At 70.6% G+C, this 20,837-nt stretch carries 19 protein-coding genes and 1 pseudogene; 6 read left to right on the top strand and 14 right to left on the bottom strand.

What is annotated here, in order from left to right:
• Window positions 1-254: 254 nt before the first annotated feature.
• Window positions 255-1,518 (top strand): annotated as a pseudogene (locus tag ADL12_RS58405) (DUF2252 family protein); the annotation flags it as partial.
• A 70-nt stretch (window positions 1,519-1,588) separates the two neighbouring features.
• On the opposite strand, the gene ADL12_RS08360 reads toward ADL12_RS58405, so the two are convergent.
• Window positions 1,589-3,226 (bottom strand): alpha/beta fold hydrolase, encoded by a 1,638-nt coding sequence (locus ADL12_RS08360; protein WP_107119859.1) that lies wholly within the window; start codon window positions 3,224-3,226, stop codon window positions 1,589-1,591.
• A 280-nt stretch (window positions 3,227-3,506) separates the two neighbouring features.
• Here ADL12_RS08360 and ADL12_RS08355 point away from each other — a divergent pair, with 280 nt between their 5' ends.
• Entirely contained in the window at window positions 3,507-3,809 is a 303-nt protein-coding gene (locus ADL12_RS08355) for a hypothetical protein (RefSeq protein WP_062700166.1), read from the top strand.
• A 34-nt stretch (window positions 3,810-3,843) separates the two neighbouring features.
• On the opposite strand, the gene pspAB is transcribed toward ADL12_RS08355, so the two are convergent.
• The 5 genes from pspAB to ADL12_RS08330 all read right to left on the bottom strand — a co-directional run bounded on the left by pspAB (window position 3,844) and on the right by ADL12_RS08330 (window position 7,643).
• Entirely contained in the window at window positions 3,844-4,428 is a 585-nt protein-coding gene (gene pspAB / locus ADL12_RS08350; RefSeq protein WP_062700163.1) for a PspA-associated protein PspAB, read from the bottom strand.
• Window positions 4,429-4,430: 2 nt separating this feature from the next.
• On the bottom strand, window positions 4,431-5,348 hold the full coding sequence (gene htpX / locus ADL12_RS08345) for a zinc metalloprotease HtpX (protein ID WP_062700161.1): 918 nt from the start codon (window positions 5,346-5,348) through the stop codon (window positions 4,431-4,433).
• Window positions 5,349-5,499: 151 nt separating this feature from the next.
• On the bottom strand, window positions 5,500-5,766 hold the full coding sequence (locus ADL12_RS08340) for an SCO2583/SCO2584 N-terminal domain-containing protein (RefSeq protein WP_062700159.1): 267 nt from the start codon (window positions 5,764-5,766) through the stop codon (window positions 5,500-5,502).
• 78 nt (window positions 5,767-5,844) lie between these two features.
• Window positions 5,845-6,048: a hypothetical protein gene (locus ADL12_RS08335; RefSeq protein ID WP_062700157.1), complete on the bottom strand. Its 204-nt coding sequence runs from the start codon at window positions 6,046-6,048 to the stop codon at window positions 5,845-5,847.
• A 191-nt stretch (window positions 6,049-6,239) separates the two neighbouring features.
• Window positions 6,240-7,643, bottom strand: a complete 1,404-nt coding sequence (locus ADL12_RS08330; RefSeq protein ID WP_062700155.1) for a hypothetical protein — start codon at window positions 7,641-7,643, stop codon at window positions 6,240-6,242.
• A 215-nt stretch (window positions 7,644-7,858) separates the two neighbouring features.
• On the opposite strand from ADL12_RS08330, the gene ADL12_RS08325 reads away from it, so the two are divergent.
• Window positions 7,859-8,827, top strand: coding sequence for a hypothetical protein (locus ADL12_RS08325; RefSeq protein ID WP_062700153.1), 969 nt, complete (start codon window positions 7,859-7,861; stop codon window positions 8,825-8,827).
• A gap of 95 nt (window positions 8,828-8,922) precedes the next feature.
• Here ADL12_RS08325 and glnA read toward each other — a convergent pair whose 3' ends face one another.
• On the bottom strand, window positions 8,923-10,332 hold the full coding sequence (gene glnA, locus ADL12_RS08320; RefSeq protein ID WP_062700151.1) for a type I glutamate--ammonia ligase: 1,410 nt from the start codon (window positions 10,330-10,332) through the stop codon (window positions 8,923-8,925).
• Window positions 10,333-10,530: 198 nt separating this feature from the next.
• Between glnA and ADL12_RS08315 the strand changes: the two genes are divergently transcribed.
• Window positions 10,531-10,998: an RDD family protein gene (locus tag ADL12_RS08315; RefSeq protein ID WP_062700149.1), complete on the top strand. Its 468-nt coding sequence runs from the start codon at window positions 10,531-10,533 to the stop codon at window positions 10,996-10,998.
• 84 nt (window positions 10,999-11,082) lie between these two features.
• Here ADL12_RS08315 and ADL12_RS08310 read toward each other — a convergent pair whose 3' ends face one another.
• The 4 genes from ADL12_RS08310 to lipB all read right to left on the bottom strand — a co-directional run bounded on the left by ADL12_RS08310 (window position 11,083) and on the right by lipB (window position 14,400).
• The gene (locus ADL12_RS08310; protein WP_062700147.1) at window positions 11,083-11,784 is read right to left on the bottom strand and encodes a DUF4191 domain-containing protein; all 702 of its coding nucleotides are present in this window, start codon (window positions 11,782-11,784) and stop codon (window positions 11,083-11,085) included.
• Window positions 11,785-11,852: 68 nt separating this feature from the next.
• Entirely contained in the window at window positions 11,853-12,053 is a 201-nt protein-coding gene (locus ADL12_RS08305; RefSeq protein WP_062700145.1) for an SCO2195 family GlnR-regulated protein, read from the bottom strand.
• Between the two features lie 257 nt (window positions 12,054-12,310).
• Window positions 12,311-13,276 carry a lipoyl synthase gene (lipA, locus tag ADL12_RS08300; protein ID WP_062700143.1) on the bottom strand — a complete coding sequence of 322 codons (966 nt, stop codon included), beginning with the start codon at window positions 13,274-13,276 and terminating at the stop codon, window positions 12,311-12,313.
• A gap of 323 nt (window positions 13,277-13,599) precedes the next feature.
• The gene (gene lipB, locus ADL12_RS08295; RefSeq protein ID WP_062700141.1) at window positions 13,600-14,400 is read right to left on the bottom strand and encodes a lipoyl(octanoyl) transferase LipB; all 801 of its coding nucleotides are present in this window, start codon (window positions 14,398-14,400) and stop codon (window positions 13,600-13,602) included.
• 282 nt (window positions 14,401-14,682) lie between these two features.
• On the opposite strand from lipB, the gene ADL12_RS08290 reads away from it, so the two are divergent.
• Window positions 14,683-16,122, top strand: a complete 1,440-nt coding sequence (locus ADL12_RS08290; RefSeq protein WP_062700139.1) for an NsdA family TPR-like regulatory protein — start codon at window positions 14,683-14,685, stop codon at window positions 16,120-16,122.
• A gap of 102 nt (window positions 16,123-16,224) precedes the next feature.
• Here the strand turns inward: ADL12_RS08290 and ADL12_RS08285 are convergent, their stop codons facing one another.
• Together ADL12_RS08285 and ADL12_RS08280 are read right to left on the bottom strand one after the other, a co-directional pair.
• Complete coding sequence (locus ADL12_RS08285) at window positions 16,225-17,616, bottom strand: NAD(P)/FAD-dependent oxidoreductase (RefSeq protein WP_062700137.1); 1,392 nt, start codon at window positions 17,614-17,616, stop codon at window positions 16,225-16,227.
• Window positions 17,617-17,785: 169 nt separating this feature from the next.
• Entirely contained in the window at window positions 17,786-18,691 is a 906-nt protein-coding gene (locus ADL12_RS08280; protein ID WP_062700135.1) for a TIGR01777 family oxidoreductase, read from the bottom strand.
• 72 nt (window positions 18,692-18,763) lie between these two features.
• On the opposite strand from ADL12_RS08280, the gene ADL12_RS08275 reads away from it, so the two are divergent.
• Entirely contained in the window at window positions 18,764-19,264 is a 501-nt protein-coding gene (locus ADL12_RS08275) for a GNAT family N-acetyltransferase (RefSeq protein ID WP_062700172.1), read from the top strand.
• Window positions 19,265-19,298: 34 nt separating this feature from the next.
• Here the strand turns inward: ADL12_RS08275 and ADL12_RS08270 are convergent, their stop codons facing one another.
• Complete coding sequence (locus ADL12_RS08270) at window positions 19,299-20,483, bottom strand: MarP family serine protease (RefSeq protein WP_062700133.1); 1,185 nt, start codon at window positions 20,481-20,483, stop codon at window positions 19,299-19,301.
• Window positions 20,484-20,837: the final 354 nt, after the last annotated feature.

Here is a 20,837-nt window from a genome sequence, read left to right as displayed (position 1 = left end):
CGCCGTATCCGACATGCGCCCACCCCCCGCCCCGCCTTCACTGCGATCAGGACGTGACGGACCCCGTCCCGACCGGGCGCGGCAGCGGGAGGCGCGATGGGCAGGCACGGCATACGACGGCCGGTGCACGGGACCGCCGGGCAGGGGACTGTCGGCCCCGCGGCCGCCGGACACAGGGCCGCCCGGCACAGGGCCGTCTCCCCATGACAACCCCCGCCACCCCCGCCGACCGAGCCCTCCGCGGCAAGGCCGCCCGCAAGCGGGTCCCCGGTTCCGCGCACGCCGCCTGGATTCCCTCTGTCGACCGTCCCGACCCCGTCGCCGTACTGGAACGTCAGGGCCGCGACCGGCTGCCGGAGTTGTTGCCGATCAGGTACGGCCGGATGGCGGGGTCCCCGTTCGCGTTTCTGCGTGGCGCGGCCGCCGTGATGGCCGCCGACCTCGCCACCGCCCCGCACACCGGCCTCACCGTGCAGCTGTGCGGCGACGCCCACCTGCTCAACTTCGGCCTGTACGCCTACCCGGAACGCGCCCTGCGCTTCGACCTGAACGACTTCGACGAGACGTTCCCCGGCCCGTTCGAGTGGGACGTCAAACGCCTCGCCGCCTCGGTCGCCGTGGCCGCCCGCGAGAACGGCCACCCAGAGGCCAAGGTTGGCCGCGCGACCCCTGGAGGCTGTGACAGCTTGCGCTCATTGGGTGACACTGGGTAGCCTAGGTGATCCCAGTGCGTGAGTCCGTGCAGGCACAATTCCGGCACAGTCCGGTGGACCCGGTTTTCTGCGGGCGTCGATCGCTCTTGGTGCGGGGCACAGTCAATTGCCCCTGTCGCCCTGCGGGGTGACTGGACGCGAGCGGCAGCACCACAGCCAGTGATGCCCGCATCGCAAGTGCGTTGCCGGGCCCCCGGCCTTGGCCGCGCGCAGTTGACCGACTACCGCTCGACTCTGCACAGCGGTCGCTTGACCGCCGACGACCTGACGGGCAGCCGCCCGCAAGGTCGTCGGCGTCGGCAGCGTCGGCCTGCGCTGCTTCATCGTGCCGCTCGCCGGACGCGACACCGACGACCCGCTGTTCCTGCAGATCAAGGAGGCGCGGCAGTCCGTACTGGAGGAGCATCTGCCGAGCGGGCCCTACGTCCACCACGGTCATCGCGTCGTCGCAGGTCAGCGTCTGCTGCAGGCGACCAGTGACATCTTCCTCGGCTGGATGTCCGGTCCGGAGGGCCGCGCCTTCTACTGGCGCCGGCTGCGCGACATGAAGGGCGCCGGGGACGTCGCCGGGATGAGCCCGGACGACCTCCTGGCCTACGCCCGGCTGTGCGGCACCGCCCTGGCCCGGGCCCACGCCCGCTCCGGCGACCGTATCGCCATCGCCGGCTACCTCGGCAGCGCCGACACCTTCGACCGTGCGGTCCGCGACTTCGCGCTGGCCTACGCCGACCAGACCGTCACCGACCACACGACCCTGGGTGCGGCCGTCGCGGCCGGGGTGGTCAGGGCCGAGCCCGGGGTCTGACGCCATCAGCCACACGTATCCGGGGCATACGTATCCGGGGCGGCCTCAGCCCGTACGCATCCGGGCGGCGTCAGCCGTACCACTCCAGCAGCCCGCCCACATACGCCGCCAACCGCCCGCCCAGCACCTCCGCTGTCAGATCCGTCCGCCCCAGCTCACGCCACGGTCCCGCGAGCTTGGCCGCGTCGGGGGAGTAGGTCAGGGCGTCCAGCAACCGCCAGTACAGGTGGTCGGCCGGGGCGGCGAGTCGGCGCCCGCCATGTGCCTCGTACCGGTCCCGGAAACCGAGCCCGTACTGCGGGCCGTGCAGTAGCGCGAGAGCCGTCGAGCAGTGGGCGACGTCGAGGTCGGCCGGGCCCCACGACGTCTCCACCCAGTCGACGACACCGCTGATCCGCAACGCCGGGCCCGCACCGCTGAACAGCACGTTCCCGGGGTGGAAGTCCCGGTGCAGGAAGCACCCTTCGTAGGTGGGAGGCTCGCGGCGGATGACGTCCACGGCCCGTTCCCAGAGCGCGCCGCCCGGCGTGCGTACCTGCTCCGGAGACGTCCACGCCTGATACGTACGCGGACGCTCCTGCGGTACGACCCGGTGGATCCGGGCGAGTTGGCCCGCGAGCAGATCCAGGCGCCGCTCCAGATCCTCCTCGTCGACCCGAACCCGGCCCGGCAGCAGGGACATCAGCAGCGAGGGGTGGTCGCAGTGCTCGGCCGTGGCGTCGACGGCGATCAGCCGGGGCGCGGGAATGCCGTCCTGGGCGGCGAGCAGGGTGAGGATCGACGCCTCACGGGACAGCAGACCGGGCGCGTGTCCGCGGAAGAAGGGCTTCACGAACGTGCGCAGCGCGAGCTCGCTGCCGTCGTCGAGGGTGAGCCGCCGCATCTGCGCACTCCAGCCACCTTGCGCGAAGGCGGTGCCGGTGACGGTCCGCCCCTGCGGCAGCTGCTTGGCCAGCCACGATCGGGTGGCCGTCCAGCCCCGGTCGCCCAGCCCGGTCAGTACGGCCGTCACGAACTCCCGCCGGTCCTCGGCATGCTCCTGGAACCACAGCCCCAGCATGTGCTCCGCGTCCGGCACCTCGAACCGCGTGAACTGCGCACGAGCGGCCAGCGCGTCCTGCACCGCCTCCGTCACGTCCGGCGGGATGACCGCGTCCGTCCCCGGCACCGCGAGCACCGCCCGCCCCTCGTACGCCCGCAGTACGTCGAGCGCGGGAGACGCACGCCAGCCGTCCGGCCTGCGGATGATCTCGCTGAACCGCCCGTCGCCCGCACCGAACGGCACATCCCACGCCTCCCGCGCGTACACGGCGGGCGCGCACACCCCCAGCGCCGCCACCCGCTCCCCGTAGTGCGCGACGAGGTCCGCCACCGTCTGCCCGCTCATGCTGAAGCCGACCAGGATCAGCGGACCGCCCGCCGGCACGCGCGCGTCGATGACGGCGACCGCCTGCTCCAGACGCCGCCGCAGACTCAACTCCCGCAGTTCGCCGGTGCTTTCGCCGTGCCCCGAGAAGTCGAAGGCCAGTCCGCGGCAGCCGCGGGACACGAACTCGGCGAGCAGCGGGAGCAGCCGCTCCTTGCTGCCGTTGCCCGCGCCGTGCAGCAGAACCACGGTGGCCGATTCCGGGCCGCCGGCGTCACCGCCGTACACACCGCTGAGCAGTTCACCGTCGTGGGCGCATGTGAAAGGAGAGAGCTCGGTCATGCGCCTCATTCATTCATATTCATCCGCAGCGGACACCGGCCGAACTCGGGTCCCGGGAAAAGGAGATGCACGCCCGGTGACCGGATCCCTACGCTGGACACGCGTAACGGAGCTGTTCACGCCGCTTCTCGCAGGGCAGGCGTCACCCTGCGGACTCGGGGCTACTCTCTACGCACCGACGGACGGTCGCCCATCCCCCAGCGCCCCGTCGGAACATCGGTCACCGCTCATCGATCACAGCTCGAGATCCAGAAACAACCCACGCTCACGGAGGCCCGTGATGGGCACCATCGTCATGTCCGGGACTGTCGTCCTGGTGATCTTAGGATTCGGAAACCACGTCTACTGGCTCGCCGCCGTCGCCGTGCTCTTCCTCTACCTGCAGTACGGCCGCAGCTCCTCCGCGTCGAGCGGCGGAGCGGGGGGCGCCGGCGGCGGGGGAGGGGCCTCGTCGGGAGGATCCATGCCCGCGGACTACCGCTCCTACCGCAACCGTCGTGACATGCAGGCCAAGTGGGAGCGCCGCTACCGCCGTGAGCGCCCCCTCGAATCCCGTCGTCAGGAGCGCGAGAAGAGCAAGTGAGAGGACCTGCGGTAGAGGTCCGAGGTGTCCCCGGTCACAGGCCGGGGGCGCCCCACACCGGGAACCAGCGGTTCAGGTCCTGCTCGATCCGCAGGTCGTTCGTGAGGGCGGCCTTCACTCGCAGTTCCAGCGGGTTGTCGCGCCGTTCCGCCCGGCCGGGCAGCGGCGCGAAGGGATAGAAGGTGCCGCGCTTGTAGAGGTAGACGAGGGCGAGCCGCCTGCCCGCGTCGTCCTCGAACCCGGCCAGCGAACACAGCAGCTGCGGCCCGAAGCCGTTGACCTCCATCGCGCTGTTCACCGCGTGCAGATCGTTGACCAGCTCCGGCAGCTGCTCGGGCGTGCGGCGGGAGACCAGCCACGAGTAGCCGTAGCCGTCCCGCGTCAGCTCCACCGGCCGGCCCTCGCGCTCGGCGTCCGCGTCGAGCAGCGCCTGGACCTCGCGGTGCGCCTGCTCGAAGACCGCGCCCTCGACCGGCGCGAAGCACACCGCTCCGCTCCCGGTCGGCCGGAACCCGGCCGCCGCCTCCAGCGTCACCGCCGCCGACGGCAGGGCGAAGAGCTGGTCGAGATCGGGCGCGACCGGCTTCGTACGGCCGAGCAGAATGTCCAGCAGCCCCATGCTCACGCCCCTCCGGGAGCCGTCGTCTCGCCCAACTCGGCGGAGATCCGACCCAGTTGGTCGATCCGCTGCTCCAGACTCGGGTGGGTGGAGAAGAGCCGCGCGACGCTCGGGTCCCGGCCCAGCGCGGGCGTGAAGTAGAAGGCGTTGAAGGCCTGCGCCGTCCGCAGGTCCTTGGTCGGGATCCGGGCGATGTCGCCGGAGACCTTGGTGAGCGCGGAGGCCAGCACCGAGGGCCGCCCGGTGAGCAGCGCCGCGGCCCGGTCGGCGGCGAGTTCCCGGTACCGGGACAGGGCCCGGATCAACAGGAAGCTGATCGCGTACACGGCCGCCGACACGCCCAGTACGGCGGCGAAGACGACGGCGGTGTTCTGATCCCGGCGCCCGCCGCCGAACAGCTGCGAGTAGAAGGCGAACCGCACGATCAGCCCCGCGATCACGCCGAGGAACGAGGCGACCGTGATCACGGCGACGTCCTTGTGCGCCACATGGGAGAGCTCGTGCGCGAGCACCCCCTCCAGCTCGTCCGGCTCCAGCCGGCGCAGCAGGCCCGTGGTCACACAGACCACGGCGTGATCGGGATTCCGCCCGGTAGCGAACGCGTTCGGCATGTCCATGTCCGACACGGCGACCACGGGCTTCGGCATGTCGGCGAGGGCACACAACCGGTCGACGACCCCGTGCAGCTCGGGATACTCCTCCCGCTCCACGACCCGCCCCCGCATCGCGAACAGCGCGACCCGGTCGGAGAACCAGTACTGAGCCCCCAGCAGCCCCGCCGCCACGACCACGACCAGCACCCAGGACTTCAGCAGCACGATCAACGCGGCGACGAACCCCACGTACAACAACCCGAGGAGAAACAGCGTGACGCCCATGCGGGCGGTCAACCGCCGATCACTCTTGAAGCGGCTCTGCATCTCGCATCACCCCAGCGCACTCAGGCACTCGTCCCACTGCCCAGTGTGCACCCGGTGACCCCCATGAACGGGTCGTGATCGGCCCCAGGGCCGGCAAAGGCCCCGGCCTCAGGACGTACGCAATCTCAGTACGGAGTCTCAGTACGGAATCTCAGTACGTACGGAAGTTGATGTAGCCCAGCAGGACGATCACCCCGGCGACGCAGCCGAGCACGATCGCCGTGGACACCCAGCCCGAGCGGCGATGCTGCCGTGCCACATGCTCGGGGTCGGCCCGGAACGGCACCGGACCGGGAGGGTTCTCCTTCCACCGCGCGGCGAGCATCCGGGCCCGGGCAGAGGGCTCCTTTTGCTCGGCCTGGTCCGCCCACCTGAGGTCGAACTCGCGCTCCTGGTCGTCCTGTTCGTGCTCGGGCATCCCATCCACCCCCGTGTCGTCTCAGCGGCAGAAGAATAGAACATACGCCTGCGTGCCGCCCGTTTCGGTACGACGGGATCAGCTTTCGTCCTGACCCCCGCTGGGCCCGGAGGGATCCCCAGGGCCTGGTCCGGTGCCGCCCCCGCTCAGTTCGCTGCGTACCTGCCGCCACGCGCGGATGATCTGCGGCAGCCGGGACAGCACCTCGCTGACCTGGGTCAGCAGCAGCGTGAGGCAGCCGGACGCGGCGAGGATCACCAGGGTCACGTCGTCCCACTTCACAGCGCGCCCCCCAGGGTGGTGACGGTACTTGCAGGCATCTCGATCCCCCCCGCGCCCCCGGCGGCACCTCAGGTCGCCCTCCTGGCGAACCACGCCATGTGCGGCGTCCTCGGGTGCCGGGGCCCGGAGGAGAATGCCGCCCGCCGACTCTCCGTGAGCCGGACGCGTCGTAGAACACAACCCCGTGCGCGCTACTCGAGCAGCGCCTGACGGGAGATCCAGTCGAGGGCCGCCGCCCCCAGTTCGTCGGGTGCCTCGAGCAGCGCGGCCTGCACGGCCGTGAGGTCGGCCAGCGCCTCGGGCGCATCCGACCGGTCCAGCAGGGCGAGTCGCTCCATCGCCGTGCGCACGGTGCCGGGCCAGCTCGGCATTCCGAAATGGTGGGGGGCCCGGGACGCGGCCGACAGAGCCCTGTGCAGCAGTGCCGCTCGCCAGCCCTGCCTCCGTATCACCTCCATGGTGAACCAGACCCGGTCGTCGACCTGCTGGACGAGCTCCGCCACAGGCTCGGACACCGCCCGCAGGGTGAAGGGCGAGCCGCCGGCCCACGGAAGATCCAGGTCCGAGGCGATGGCCGCGAAAGCGAGCAGTTCCTCGGGGCCGTCGTCCCGCGCGGCCAGCAGAGCGGCACGGGCCCAGCGGTACAGATCGACGCTCTGCGCGAAGATCTCCCCGTCGCTCGGCCCGTCGTCGGCCGCGTGGATCCGGTCCAGGGGCCCCTCGCGCCAGGCGTCGGCAACCAGACCGATCGCCGCCGCGCTCACCAGGACGTCCGTGTCGATGCCGAAGTGCGCGAGGACGGCGGCAGCCCCTTCCTCGATGCTCGGAAGCGGCGTGGGCTTCTCCTCGGTCCCGGCGCCCTCCAGGAGCGCCATGAGGCGAGGGGACGGGGGTTCGGGCTCCGGCCGCTCCACCGTGACCCCGTGCCGTAGCAGATCCTCGAAGACCTCGTCCGGCCCGCAGTCGATGTGGCTGGAGTCATGGCGTCCCGAGCAGTCCTGCGGGCATTCGAACTCCTCGCACATCTCGGGTTCCGGGGGCAGCGCCTCGTTGATCAGGTGATGGGCGAGCCGATCGGCCACCGCCTCCCGCGCCGTGATCATGGCCAGGTCGAGCCGGAACCCCTCCTCCTTCAGCTCGGCGGCCTCGTCGGCCAGGGTGGCGGGCGGCTCGGGCGCGTCCGGGATCCAGGTGTACGCCGACTCCAGCGAGACCAGCAGCCAGGCGACCTGAAGCGGCTCGGTCCGGTCGCCGCCGGCCAGTTCGGCCACGGCCTCCGCGGCCTGTCGCACACGGTCGAGCCGGGCGAGATGCCGTTCCCGCGCCGGCTGCCAGGCCGCCGCCGGCGCAAGGGCCTGCTCGGCGTCCTGGGTCAGCGCGGCGTCGCGGGCCCGTCGCGCCCGGGTGACCAGCCGGCGCAGACAGGGATGGCAGCCGAAGAGCCCCGACTCGGGCGTCGGGCCGAGCGCCACCGGCAACCGATCCTCCAGCGGCCGGTTGCACAGGCAGCAGTCCACGGCCCCCACCTGCCGGGACGTGGGGACGGAAGGCAGCGCGGACCGGATCAGGGCATGGGCGTACTCGGGGATGTGCATGGACGGGCAACTCCTCGTAGGGCGGCGCCGGTTCCCGTACGGCGCTGGCTCCATGCTCCGGTCGCTCTACGACGGCTTGTCGTCGTCTGACGTCTGTGACAGGGAAGTTGACGCAATCTGACACAAGGCCGCCTGTCTGCGACTTCTACACTCTTGGCACTATCTGACGGTCGTTTGGAACCGTCGTCCGCAAGGCCGAGAGGAACCGCCGTTCCGTGACCGAGACCGTCCTCCCTCCGAATGAAGCCCATCGGGAGCTGGTACGCGCCCTGGAAGAACTCCACCGGGCGGCGGGCAGCCCGGGCATGCGAAAGGTGAGCACCCTGATCGCCGAGGGCGATCATCCGGCTGTCGTCAGCCATGAGGGGGTCCGCACGACCCTCAAGGGACTGACCGTCCCGCGCTGGGAGACCGTGCAGTCGATCGTCGCGGTGCTCGCCGCTGCCTGCGTCAACCCACCCCGGGAGCCGACGGCCGAGGTGGCACGCTTCCTGTCCCTGTGGCGCGCGGTGCGGGAGGGAGAGCCCGGAGGCATGAAGACGGCTCGGGAACTGGCCCTGTCACAGGGCTGGGGCACGGACGACGGGCAGATGGACGCCGAGTCGGTGCTGGCCATGATGATCAACCCGTTCAACGCCATCCAGATCGACCCCTCGCTGGCCGTGCCGCACGAGCCGCAGATCTCGGAGGACGAGTGGGTGCAGGTCGGTGTCCGCCTCATTGAGGAGTACGGTGCCGAACTCGCCCTGCGGGCCCTGCTGCGCACCCTGAAGGGCGACTACCTCGGTGCCGACGAAGGCAATCCCTTCGGCTACCGGTTCCCGAACCAGGAGGCGGTGGAGATGCACACCGCGTTCCGGTACGGCTGCGACCGCATCCTCCAGCGCCTGGCGGTGGAACCGAACCTCCTGCAGCGCTCGGTCAGCGCCATGCACGCCGACCGGACCATGGACCGCGAGGACCGCATCGAGATGCTGCGCGCGGAGTCGGACGCCTCCTTGATGCGGGAGGTCATGACCGCGACCCCGGAGACCTGGCACGAGCTGTCGGAGGACGCCCACCACCAGATCTTCGGCTACCTCATCAAGTCGATCGGCCCGGTGGGCAGATTCGGACTGCCGCCGGACCGCCGCTTCCGTATCGTCTGGCGCGTCCCTGAGCCGTCGGCCGACCAGGTGAATTGACCCGCAGGGTTGTTCACACGGCCCCGCACGGCGAAGGCCGCCGTCCCGGTGCGGGACGGCGGCCTTCCATGCGGAATCCGAGGATCACACGAGGATCACACGTCGAAGTAGAGCTCGAACTCGTGCGGGTGCGGACGCAGCTGCAGCGGCGCGATCTCGTTCGTGCGCTTGAAGTCGATCCACGTCTCGATCAGGTCCGGCGTGAAGACGTCGCCCTGGAGGAGGAACTCGTGGTCGGCCTCGAGGGAGTCGAGGACGGCCGGGAGGGAGGTCGGGACCTGCGCCACGCTCGCGTGCTCCTCGGGAGCCAGCTCGTACAGGTCCTTGTCGATCGGCTCGGCCGGCTCGATCTTGTTCTTGATGCCGTCGAGGCCCGCGAGCAGCAGGGCCGAGAAGGCCAGGTACGGGTTGCCGGAGGAGTCGGGCGCGCGGAACTCGACGCGCTTGGCCTTCGGGTTGGAGCCCGTGATCGGGATACGCATCGCGGCGGAGCGGTTGCGCTGCGAGTACACCAGGTTGATCGGGGCCTCGAAGCCCGGCACCAGGCGGTGGTAGGAGTTCACCGTCGGGTTGGTGAAGGCCAGCAGCGACGGGGCGTGCTTGAGGATGCCGCCGATGTAGTAGCGGGCGGTGTCCGACAGGCCCGCGTAACCGGCCTCGTCGTAGAACAGCGGGGAGCCGGAGGCCCACAGCGACTGGTGGACGTGCATGCCCGAGCCGTTGTCACCGAAGATCGGCTTCGGCATGAAGGTCGCGGTCTTGCCGTTGCGCCAGGCCACGTTCTTCACGATGTACTTGAAGAGCTGCAGGTCGTCGGCGGCCGCGAGCAGCGTGTTGAACTTGTAGTTGATCTCGGCCTGGCCGGCGGTGCCCACCTCGTGGTGCTGGCGCTCGACCTGGAGACCGGCCCGGCCCAGCTCCAGGGAGATCTCGGCGCGCAGGTCGGCGAAGTGGTCGACCGGCGGGACCGGGAAGTAGCCGCCCTTGTAGCGGACCTTGTAACCACGGTTGTCCTCGATGGCACCGGTGTTCCAGGCGCCGGCCTCGGAGTCGATGTGGTAGAAGGACTCGTTCGACGTGGTGGCGAAACGCACGCTGTCGAAGACGTAGAACTCGGCCTCGGGACCGAAGTACGCCGTGTCGGCGATCCCGGTGGAGGCGAGGTAGGCCTCGGCCTTCTTCGCCACGTTCCGCGGGTCACGGGAGTACTGCTCGCCCGTGATCGGGTCGTGGATGAAGAAGTTGATGTTGAGCGTCTTGTCACGGCGGAACGGGTCGACCCGGGCGGTCGACAGGTCCGCGCGCAGCGCCATGTCGGACTCGTGAATGGCCTGGAAACCGCGGATCGACGATCCGTCGAAGGCGAGTTCCTCGTCCGGGTCGAACGCCTCGACGGGCACCGTGAAGTGCTGCATGACGCCCGGCAGGTCGCAGAATCGGACGTCGACGAACTTGACGTCCTCGTCCGCGATGAACTTCTTGGCCTCGTCGGCGTTCTGGAACATCCAGCTCCTCCTACTCCCGACCGTCCGCGCCGGGGTGGTAGTTCGTTCGTGCGGCCAGTGCGGTGGCACACGCTGTCTTCGACCCTAGGGACGGGTGATTTCTCGGGCGTGACCCATTTGTTTCACCCACGTTAACCGGACATCCCGTACCGCACCCCACCTGTCCGTATCGCAAAACGCGCCCAGTACCGTGGACGCGTGGACAAGAGGCAAGCAATCGGATCCTGGCTCTCGGGGCCCCGCGCGGCCGCCGAGGAAGCCGGTGTCGACTTCGGATACCGGGGTCAGCAGCTCGGCCTGCCGGAGGAGGGGCCGGGCTCCATCGCCCGCCCGGGCCGACGGCTCGGCGCACTCGCCGTCGACTGGGGCCTCTGCGTCTTGATCGCATACGGTCTCATCACCGACAGCTACGGCCAGGCGACCAGCAACTGGGCCCTGCTGCTGTTCTTCCTGATGAGCGTCCTGACCGTCGGCACCGTCGGCTTCACTCCGGGTAAGCGCCTCTTCGGCCTCCGCGTGGTAACCCTGGACACCGGCACGGTCAACCCACTGCGCGCCCTGCTGCGCTCGGCGCTGCTGTGCGTCGCCATCCCGGCCCTGATCTGGGACCGCGACGGCCGCGGTCTGCACGACCGACTGGCCCGGACCGTGGAAGTGCGCATCTAGCGGCCGTACTCCTCGCGTACGACGACATACGACGAAGGGGGCGCCCGGTCTGAACCGGGCGCCCCCTTTCTCGTACGAGGGGAATCAGCGGGCCTTCGGTCCGCCCTTCGGCAGCTTCATGCCCTTGGGCATCGGGCCCTTTGGCAACGGCATGTTGCTCATCAGGTCGCCCATGGCCTTCAGCCGGTCGTTGGTGGCGGTCACCTGGGGACCGGTCAGCACGCGGGGCAGCTTCAGCATGGTGGTCCGCAGCTTCTTCAGCTCGACCTGGCCCTCACCGGCGCCGACGATCAGATCGTGCACCGGCACGTCCGCGACGATGCGGTTCATCTTCTTCTTCTCGGCGGCCAGCAGGCTCTTCACCCGGTTCGGGTTGCCCTCGGCGACCAGCACGATGCCGGCCTTGCCGACAGCCCGGTGGACCACGTCCTGGCTGCGGTTCATCGCCACCGCGGGTGTCGTCGTCCAGCCTCGGCCGATGTTGTCCAGCACGGCCGCGGCAGCGCCCGGCTGGCCCTCCATCTGCCCGAAGGCCGCTCGCTCGGCCCGGCGCCCGAACACGATCGCCGACGCGAGGAAGGCGAGCAGCAGGCCCAGGATGCCGAGATAGATGGGGTGACCGATCAAGAAACCGATCGCGAGGAAGACACCGAAGGTGACGATTCCGACAGCCGCGAGTACAAGACCGATCTTCTTGTCGGCCCTGCGGGTCATCTTGTAGGTCAGAGCGATCTGCTTGAGTCGCCCGGGGTTCGCAGCGTCCGCTGCCGTGTCCTTCCTCGCCATGCCACGAAGTCTACGTGGCCCGGGGAGCGCCGACGACGGCAGTGCCGTGCGGGAGCGGAGCGGGGAGGTCAGGGACGGACGGAGGTGACCTGGTCCAGGACGCGCTGCGCCTCGACCCGGTCCTTGGCGCGGCGGCGGTCCTCCAGCACCGACGTCCATGCGTTGCGGCGGGCGGTGCGCTGACCGCTGCTCATGAGCAGCGACTCGACGGCACGGAGTGCAGTGGTGAACGACGGGATGGCGGTGGCGCGAACCGGCGCGGCCTGCATGGTGGAGGTCCCCCCTCGGGAATGGCGGCTTTGGCGAATGGTGCACGGGGTGTACAACCAGCGTCACTGATTGGTGTTACCAGGGCGTGACTGACCGGTCAAACACCAATGAAGCCTTAATACGCAGCGCAAAACACTTGACGCGGCCCTGATGGCCCCCCTATCTGCGGGGACGTCCAGGACCGCGTCAATCGGCAGCTACTGAGGGGTAGTTGCTTGTGCGCAGATTCACACGAGCAGAGTGGCACTCCGTGCCATCAGACGGCCTGCGAGGCGATGTAGCTCCCACGCTTCTCGACCGCCATCTGGTACAGCCGCCCGGCCCGGTAGGAGGACCGCACCAGCGGCCCGGACATCACACCCGAGAAGCCGATCTGCTCGGCCTCCTCCTTCAGCTCCACGAACTCCTGCGGCTTGACCCAGCGCTCCACGGGGTGGTGGCGCACGCTCGGGCGCAGGTACTGCGTGATGGTCACCAGCTCGCAGCCCGCGTCGTGCAGCTGCTGGAGCGCCTCGCTGATCTCCTCGCGGGTCTCGCCCATGCCGAGGATGAGGTTGGACTTGGTGACCAGGCCGTAGTCGCGGGCCTCGGTGATGACCTTCAGTGAACGCTCGTAGCGGAAGCCAGGGCGGATCCGCTTGAAGATCCGGGGCACCGTCTCGACGTTGTGCGCGAAGACCTCGGGGCGGGAGGCGAAGACCTCCTGGAGCAGCTCCGGTACGGCGTTGAAGTCCGGGGCGAGGAGCTCGACCTTGGTGCGGCCGGCCTCGCGGTCCGCGGTCTGTTGGTGGATCTGGCGGACCGTCTCGGCGTACAGCCAGGCGCCGCCGTCCGGGAGGTCGTCGCGGGCGACGCCGGTGATGGTGGCGTAGTTCAGGTCCATGGTGACCACGGACTCGCCGACGCGGCGCGGCTCGTCGCGGTCGAGTGCCTCGGGCTTGCCGGTGTCGATCTGGCAGAAGTCGCAGCGGCGGGTGCACTGGTCGCCGCCGATGAGGAAGGTCGCCTCACGGTCTTCCCAGCACTCGTAGATGTTGGGGCAGCCGGCTTCCTGGCAGACCGTGTGCAGGCCCTCGCTCTTCACGAGCTTCTGCATCGCGGTGTACTCGGGACCCATTTTCGCCCGCGTCTTGATCCACTCGGGCTTGCGCTCGATGGGGGTCTGGCTGTTGCGGACCTCCAGGCGCAGCATCTTGCGTCCGTCCGGTGAGACTGCGGACACGTCGGCTCCCTGTGCTTCGATTCTTCGGCGTACACCAGGGTACGCCCGTGCGTTTTGCGTCCCCGGGCTGGGCAACCTTGCGGAACGCCGGTCCATTCCTGAGTGGGCCTGGGGTGTCTCGCCCCCGCCGCCCCTACCCGTCCCGTCCCTGGGGGCTGCCGCCCCCAGACCTCCGCTTCGGCGCTGAAATTCAGCCCCTCCGGCGTTTGAGGAGCGGGGGTTCAGGGGGCAGAGCCCCCTGGCGGGGTGGAAGGGGCGGAGCCCCTTCAGGATGGGACGGGTAGGGGCGGCGGGGGCGAAGAACCGCGAGGCCCACGGCAGAGTCACGCAGCCGGGGTCTTCTCGATCTCCCGCGGCTTCAGGTCCGCGTTCTCCAGGACGTCCATCAAGTGCCGCTCGACGACCGGCAGCACCTCGTCGATCGTGACGTCCCGGTCGAGCTCGTTCGCCAGGGAGGCGACCCCCGCGTCCCGGATCCCGCACGGGATGATCTTGTCGAACCACTTGTTGTCCGGGTTCACGTTCAGCGCGAAACCGTGCATGGTCACGCCCTTGGCGACCCGGATCCCGATCGCCGCGATCTTGCGGTCCTCGCGCCGCTGCCCGGCGTTGGAGGGCGCGTACTCGGGGCCGTTCAGACGCGGGTCGAACTCGTCGTCGTGCAGACGGGGGTCGAGGTCCAGGGACAGACCGCCGAGCGCCGGACGCTGCTCGACCGGGTCGCCCAGGACCCATACGCCGCTGCGCCCCTCGACCCGTGTGGTCTCCAGGCCGAACTCCGCGCAGGTGCGGATCAGGGCCTCCTCCAGCCGCCGTACATGGGCCACGACGTCCACGGGGCGCGGCAGCTTCTGGATCGGGTAGCCGACCAGCTGGCCCGGGCCGTGCCAGGTGATCTTGCCGCCCCGGTCCACGTCGATGACCGGCGTACCGTCCAGGGGCCGCTCGTTGTCCGCCGTGCGCCGGCCCGCCGTGTACACCGGAGGGTGTTCGAGCAGCAGGACCGTGTCGGGGATCTCGTCCTCGAACCGCGCCGCGTGCACCCGGCGCTGCTCGTCCCACGCCTGCTGGTACTCGACGGCGTCCGCGCCGAATCCCATGCGGACGAACCGCAACTCACTCACGGCAAGCCTCCTTGGAAGCCCTCGAAGGTCGTAAGGCACAAAGCGTGCCTACGCCACTGTACGACCGGCTCGTTCGGGTGATGCCTCCCGGCCCCGCGTCAGCCCGGCAGGGCAATCCTCACACGATCGGATGAATGGGTGGCGAAATGTGCGATCGGCTGCTTACTCTCCGCTACATTCGCGCCGTTCGAGATGCCAAAAGGGCTGCTCACAGGCAATCCGGGCACCGCGGCGGCCGCAATCGCCCCCGTGAGGCCCGAAAGGCAGGAGACCGCACCGCAGATGACGGAACGACCCGCGCAGCGCACTCCCAACCGCCAGCTCGCCGCGCTCATCGCAGAAGCGGGATTCTCCAACGCGGGTCTCGCCCGCCGGGTGGACCAGCTCGGCCTCGAACACGGGCTTGATCTCAGATACGACAAGACATCGGTCACACGCTGGCTGCGCGGGCAGCAGCCGCGCGGTACGACCCCCGCCCTCATCGCCGAGGTCTTCACCCGCCGCCTCGGCCGCCGGCTCTCCGCCCAGGACCTCGGCCTCGACGCCTGCGCGCCCGTGTACGCGGGGCTGGAGTTCGCCGCGACCCCGGAGGAGGCCGTCGACATCGTCAGCGGCCTGTGGCGCAAGGACTCCGGCAGCCATGCCGAGCTCCGCAAGATCGCCTTCACCCCGGCGGGCCTCGTCGTGCCCAGCCGGGACTGGCTGATCGGCCGCGCCGACGAGAAGGTGGCCCGCGGCGAGCCGATCGCCCGCATCCCCGCCCAGGGCCGTCCAGGGGCCGTACCCCGCCAGCGCAGCCAGGCGGAGCGCGGTCCCGGCCAGAAGGTGACCGGCGGCGACATCGCCGCGCTGCGGTCGGTGGGCGAGCTGTTCCGCTCGCTCGACGACATGTACGGCGGCGGCCACGCCCGGCAGGCGCTCGTGCGCTACCTGGAGCACGAGTGCGAGCCGATGCTGCGCGGCACCTACGGCGAGCAGGCCGGCCGCAAGCTGTTCGCCGCCGCCGCGGACCTCACCAGGCTCGCGGGCTGGACGTCGTACGACATCGCGGCGCACGGTCTCGCGCAGCGCTACTTCGTGCAGTCGCTGCGCCTCGCACAGGCGGCCGGGGACCGGGCGTACGGCTCCTACGTCCTCGTCACCATGAGCCGCCAGGCCGTCTACCTCGGGCACGGCCGTGAGGCCGTCCAGCTCGCGCGCGTGGCGCAGCAGGGCGTGGGGACCAGCGCACCGCCGGTCGTCCAAGCCCTGCTGCACGGGTGCGAGGCGCGCGGGCACGGCGTACTGGGCGAGGTGCGCGCCTGCACGGCCTCCCTGGTGCGGGCCGAACGCGCCCTCGAAGCGGCTCGCCCCGGCGATGACGTGCCGCACTGGGCGCGGTTCTTCGACGAGGCACAGCTCGCCGACGAGTTCGGGCACTGCCACCGGGATCTGCAACAGTTCCGTGCGGCGGCTCAGCATGCGGAGCGGTCCCTGCAGCTGCGTGCGCCTGCGTTTGCCCGCAGCCGGTTGTTCTGCCGTGTTGTCCTCGCGTCCGCCCGTCTGGGGCTTGGTGAGCTTGATCAGGCCTGTGCGCTCGGCGCGGAAGCCGCCGGTCAGGCCGCGGAGATGCGGTCTGTGCGGGCGGTCGAGTACGTCAAGGATTTCGAGCGGAGGTTGGAGCCGTATCGGGATGCGGCGCCGGTGCGGGGGTATCGCGACAAGGTCGCGGCGTTGTTGTAGGGGGGCGCCGTAACTCCGACCGATGTATGCCGTGTGCGGCCTTGTTGTGGTTGCTCGCGCAGTTCCCCGCGCCCCTTACGGGGCGCGGGTGCCCCTGCGCCTTTAGGCCGCCGCTCGTAACGGCTCCGCCCTGTGCAGCGAGCCCGCCGTGCCCAGGTCCGTCAGGATGGCCGTGGCGGCGCGGTGGGACGAGTGGAGGGCGCCCTGGACCGTGCTGGTGTCGCGGTGGTCGCCGCAGACGTACAGGCCTGCCAGGAGGCGCACAGGGCGGCGCAGGTCGTGGGGTGGGCGCATCGCCGGGACGGCCTCGGGGGTGTGGTGCACGGCGAGGGTCTCCCAGCGTGCCGTGGACGTGCCGTAGAGGCGGGCCAGGTGCATGCGTACGGCTGTGTCGACGTCGGGCGGCGGTGTGCCCAGGACGGTCGAGGAGATGAGCGCCCGGCCCGCGGGCGCGCGGCTCGGGTCGACCTGGCTGATCACCGCCGTGTGGGCCACCGGGCCGCCCCGGTCGGCGTCCAGCAGGAGCGAGGTGCCCGTCGTCGGCGGTTCGTCGGTGGTGTGGTGGACGACCGTCACGGGGTGGAAGTCCGGTACGCGCAAGCCCGGCAGCAGCTCGGCGGCGGTCCGTGCGTCCGTCGCCAGCAGGACGGCCCGGCACCGTATCTCGCCGTGCTCCGCGGTCGTCACCGATGTCGTGGCCACCGACGTGACCCGCACGCCGGTGTGCACGGTGCCCGGCGGCAGCGTCCGCGCCAGCAGCTCCGGCAGCGCCTCGGCGCCGCCCTCGGGCACGCACAGACGCCCGCTCACGAAGGCGCGCAGCGCGAGATCCGCACACCGGCTGGACGTCGTCAGCTCCGGGTCGCACAGCAGCGCGGCGAGCAGCGGACGCAGGAAGCCGTCGATGGTCCGCGCGGGGACGCCCCGCGCCGCGAGGGCCTGCGCGGCCGGCAACTCGGGGCGGGCCAGCAGCCGTTCGACGGGCGAGGCGGCGAGGCGGGCCAGCGCCGCGCCCAGTCGGGCCTGGTCGACGGCGGTCCCCAGCGGGGCACTCGCGCGCACCCTCGGCAGGGACGTCTGGCTCGGGACACCCCGCACGGACGCCGCTCGAGGGGCGCTCGCCAGGGCGCGTACCGCATATAGTGCGCCCCTCGCGCGCCTGGCGCTCATCGGACTCGCCAACGCGCCCGCGCGGTGCCGGCGTCCGTTGCTGTGCAGCAGTACGCCCGGCGCGAAGGGGCGCAGCGCGAGCGTGTCGAGCGACGGAGTCAGACGTAGTTCGGGATATGCCATCGAGGACATCGACAGGAGCTGGCCGATCCGGTCGAGCCGGAACCCGTCGATCTTCTCGGTCGACATTCGGCCGCCCGGGTAAGGGGCGGCCTCCAGGACAGCGGTCGTTACTCCTGCGCTGGTCAGTCGATGCGCCGCAGAGAGTCCGGCGACTCCGGCTCCCACGATGACGACGTCCGCCTGGTACGCGGGCTCAAGCACGTGCCCCTCCTCGAGGTTGCGCGGCCGGTGGAGACGTCATGCCCCCAACAGGCTCCGGGGATACCCGAGTTCGGGACGAGGTTAGAGCCGGGGTCGGTCAGAAGCAGTCGCGCATGGGCAGAGCACGGTCGCACAGCGGTCGCATGCGGGCGTCGCTCCCTTTCTCGGCTTACTCGGCAGCCGCCCGGATCGCCCCCTCGATCTCCGGAAAGACGAACGTGAAGCCCGACTCCAGCAACCGCTTCGGCAGAACGCGTTGGCTGCCCAGCACATCCCCCGCCATCTCACCGAGCACGGCCCGCAGTACGGGGGCCGGGACCGCGAAGAGCGTCGGCCGGTGCAGTACCCGTCCCATCGCCTCGGTGATCTCACGGTTCGTCAGCGGATGAGGCGCGGTCACATTGAACGGCCCCGACAGGTCGTCCCGGTCGATCAGATGCCGGATGGCGGCCACCTCGTCGTGCAGCGAGACGAACGACCAGTACTGCCGGCCGTCGCCCATCCGCCCGCCGACCCCCGCCTTGAACAGCGGGAACAGCCGTCCCCAGGCCCCGCCGTGACGGGCCACCACCAGCCCCGTGCGCGGGAACACCGTCCGTACGCCGGCCTCCCGCGCGGGCGCCGCGGCACCCTCCCACTCCACGACCAGCGAGGGCAGGAAGCCCTCCCCGGGCGGCGCGCTCTCGTCGACGGTCCGCTCGCCGGTCTCGCCGTAGTAGCCGATCGCGCTGCCGTTGACGAAGACCCGCGGCCGCGCTTCCGGCTCCATCGCCGCCATGGCCTCCGCGAGCGCCGCCGTGCCCAGCACCCGGCCGGACCGCAGCTTCGCCTTGTACGCCTCCGTCCAGCGGCGCGAACCCACGTTCGCCCCGGCCAGATTGACCACCGCGTCGCACCCGGCGAGCCCGGCCGTGTCGACGTACTTGCGCTCGGGGTCCCAGCGGACCTCGCCCTCGGCCCGGGGCGCACGGCGCACCAGCCGGATCACCTCGTGCCCGTCCGCCGCCAGGGACTGGACCAGGGCACCGCCGATGAGACCGGACGCACCGGCCACCGCGATTCGGGAACGTTCCATGCACCCATCCTGCCGCGTATGACGGGTATAAACCCGGACGGGGTGTCATACCCCCGACGTACAGTGGCCGTCATGCCCGAGCCGCACCAGTCGCCGTTCATACGTGCCGCCCTGCCCGACGACGAGGAGGAGCTGTCCCTGCTCGACCGTCTGACGTGGTCGTACCTGCATGCGGTCACGCCGCAGCCGCAGCCGCCCTACCAGCCCTTCTTCGACGAGCGGCACGCCCCCGAGGACCATCTGGTCGCCGAACTCGACCGCCGCATCGTGGGCTACGTCCGCCTGGGCTTTCCCACCTCGCTCGCCGCCAACGCGCACGTACGGCAGATCCAGGGGCTCGCCGTCGCCGACGAGGCCCGTGGGCGCGGTGTCGGGCGGGCGCTGATCCGCGCGGTCGTCGAGGAGGCCCGCCGGCGCGGCGCCCGCCGCCTCACCCTGCGCGTCCTCGGCCACAACACCCCGGCCCGGAAGCTCTACGAGGCCGAGGGTTTCGTGGTGGAGGGGATCCTGCCGGAGGAGTTCTTCCTGGGCGGGGAGTACGTCGACGACGTGTTCATGGGGCGCAGCCTCTGAGCCGGGCCGGCGGGCCTCGCCGTACGCCGCCGCCTTACGACGTGACCAGATCGCCGGTGTCCACCGGTGCCGTCGCGTCCGCCGCGCGCCGGGCGTCGTCGGCGACCTCGGCCGCCGTCAGGACGTAGCCGGTCTCGTTGTCGGAGGTGGAGCGGGCGAAGACGACGCCGAACACCTTGCCGTCGGTGGTCAGCAGCGGGCCGCCGGAGTTGCCGGGGCGGACGGTGGAGCGGATCGAGTAGATCTCGCGGGTGACGGTCTCGTCGTTGTAGATGTTCTGGCCGGTCGCCCGCACCCGGTTCGCGACCGTCGCCGCCTGGAGGTTCAGGTCGCCGTCCTCCGGATAGCCCGCCACGACCGCCGAGTCGCCGCGCGTGGCGTCGTCGTCGAACCGCAGGACGGGGGCGCGCAGTTCGGGCACGTACAGCACGGCCACGTCCCGCTCCGGGTCGAAGAGCACCACCCGTGACTCGTACGACCGTCCGACGCCGCCGATCCGGACGCCCGGTTCGTCGATGCCGGCCACCACATGGGCGTTGGTCATCACGTGCTGCGGGGCGTAGACGAAGCCGCTGCCCTCGCGGCCCTGGGTGCCCGAGACGCCCTCGATCTTGACCGTGCTGAGCTTGGCGGCGTTCGTCGCGGCGGGCGTGACGCTGTCGCCGGTGGGTTTGGCGACCTCGGCGGTCGACTCGTTCTCGAACGGGTTGAAGACCTGCGGGAAGCCCGCCTCGGTGAGTGCGGAGGTGGCCCGTGAGAACCAGGCGGGTGTCGTGTCCGGCATGGCGTTCTGCACGGTCCCGAGCAGCCGGGAGTCCCGGATCGCCGACGTGAGCAGCGGGGAGGAGGACGCGGCGAGAACACTGGCCGCCACCCAGGCCACGATCAGCACGGCCACCGAGTTGGCCACGGCCCCGCCGACGCCGTCCGCCATCCTCAGTGGCCCCCGGTCCAGCTCCCGGCGCAGCCGCAGCGCCAGCCGTCCCGCCAACTCGTGCACCACCACCGCCGGGACCAGCACCGTGAGCACCGCGGTCACGGTCGCCTGCGTCGTACCCGGCGTGACCAGGTCCATCATCCACGGCAGGATCCATACGCCGATCACCGCACCGCCCACGAAGCCGGCCAGCGAGACGCAGCCGGCCACCAGCCCACGCCGGTAGCCGGACGCCGCGTAGGCCAGGATCACCAGCAACAGCAGGATGTCGAGCAGGTCCACGGAGCCGCCTTTCTCTAGGACCCCTTAGTACGCGCGCGAGGCGCCTGTTGATCAGCACACGCACGCACACTGATCGGAACCGGCCACCCTGCGTGCACCTGGAGAAACGCCCCGGACCAGGACGATGGTTCCACCGGGTGGCACACCACACATCGCGGGCGGCCCGGATCCGTCGGACAGTAGGACCATGCGTGCCTTCCGACGGGTCACCCCACGGGTCTTCCGGCGAACGCGGGGGCGACGAAGACCTCGCGCCGTACGAATACCGTGGGCTGCGCGAATACGGGGCGTGGCCCAGGCACGGCCTGGTGCTGAGGGGGCGCCGGGGGAGGGGGGCGATGTGGGCGCCGACGT

The sequence above is a fragment of the Streptomyces regalis genome, from assembly GCF_001509475.1.
Lineage (GTDB): Bacteria > Actinomycetota > Actinomycetes > Streptomycetales > Streptomycetaceae > Streptomyces > Streptomyces regalis.
Note: the sequence above shows the minus strand (reverse complement) of the source record. Positions and strands in the feature narration are given on the sequence as shown.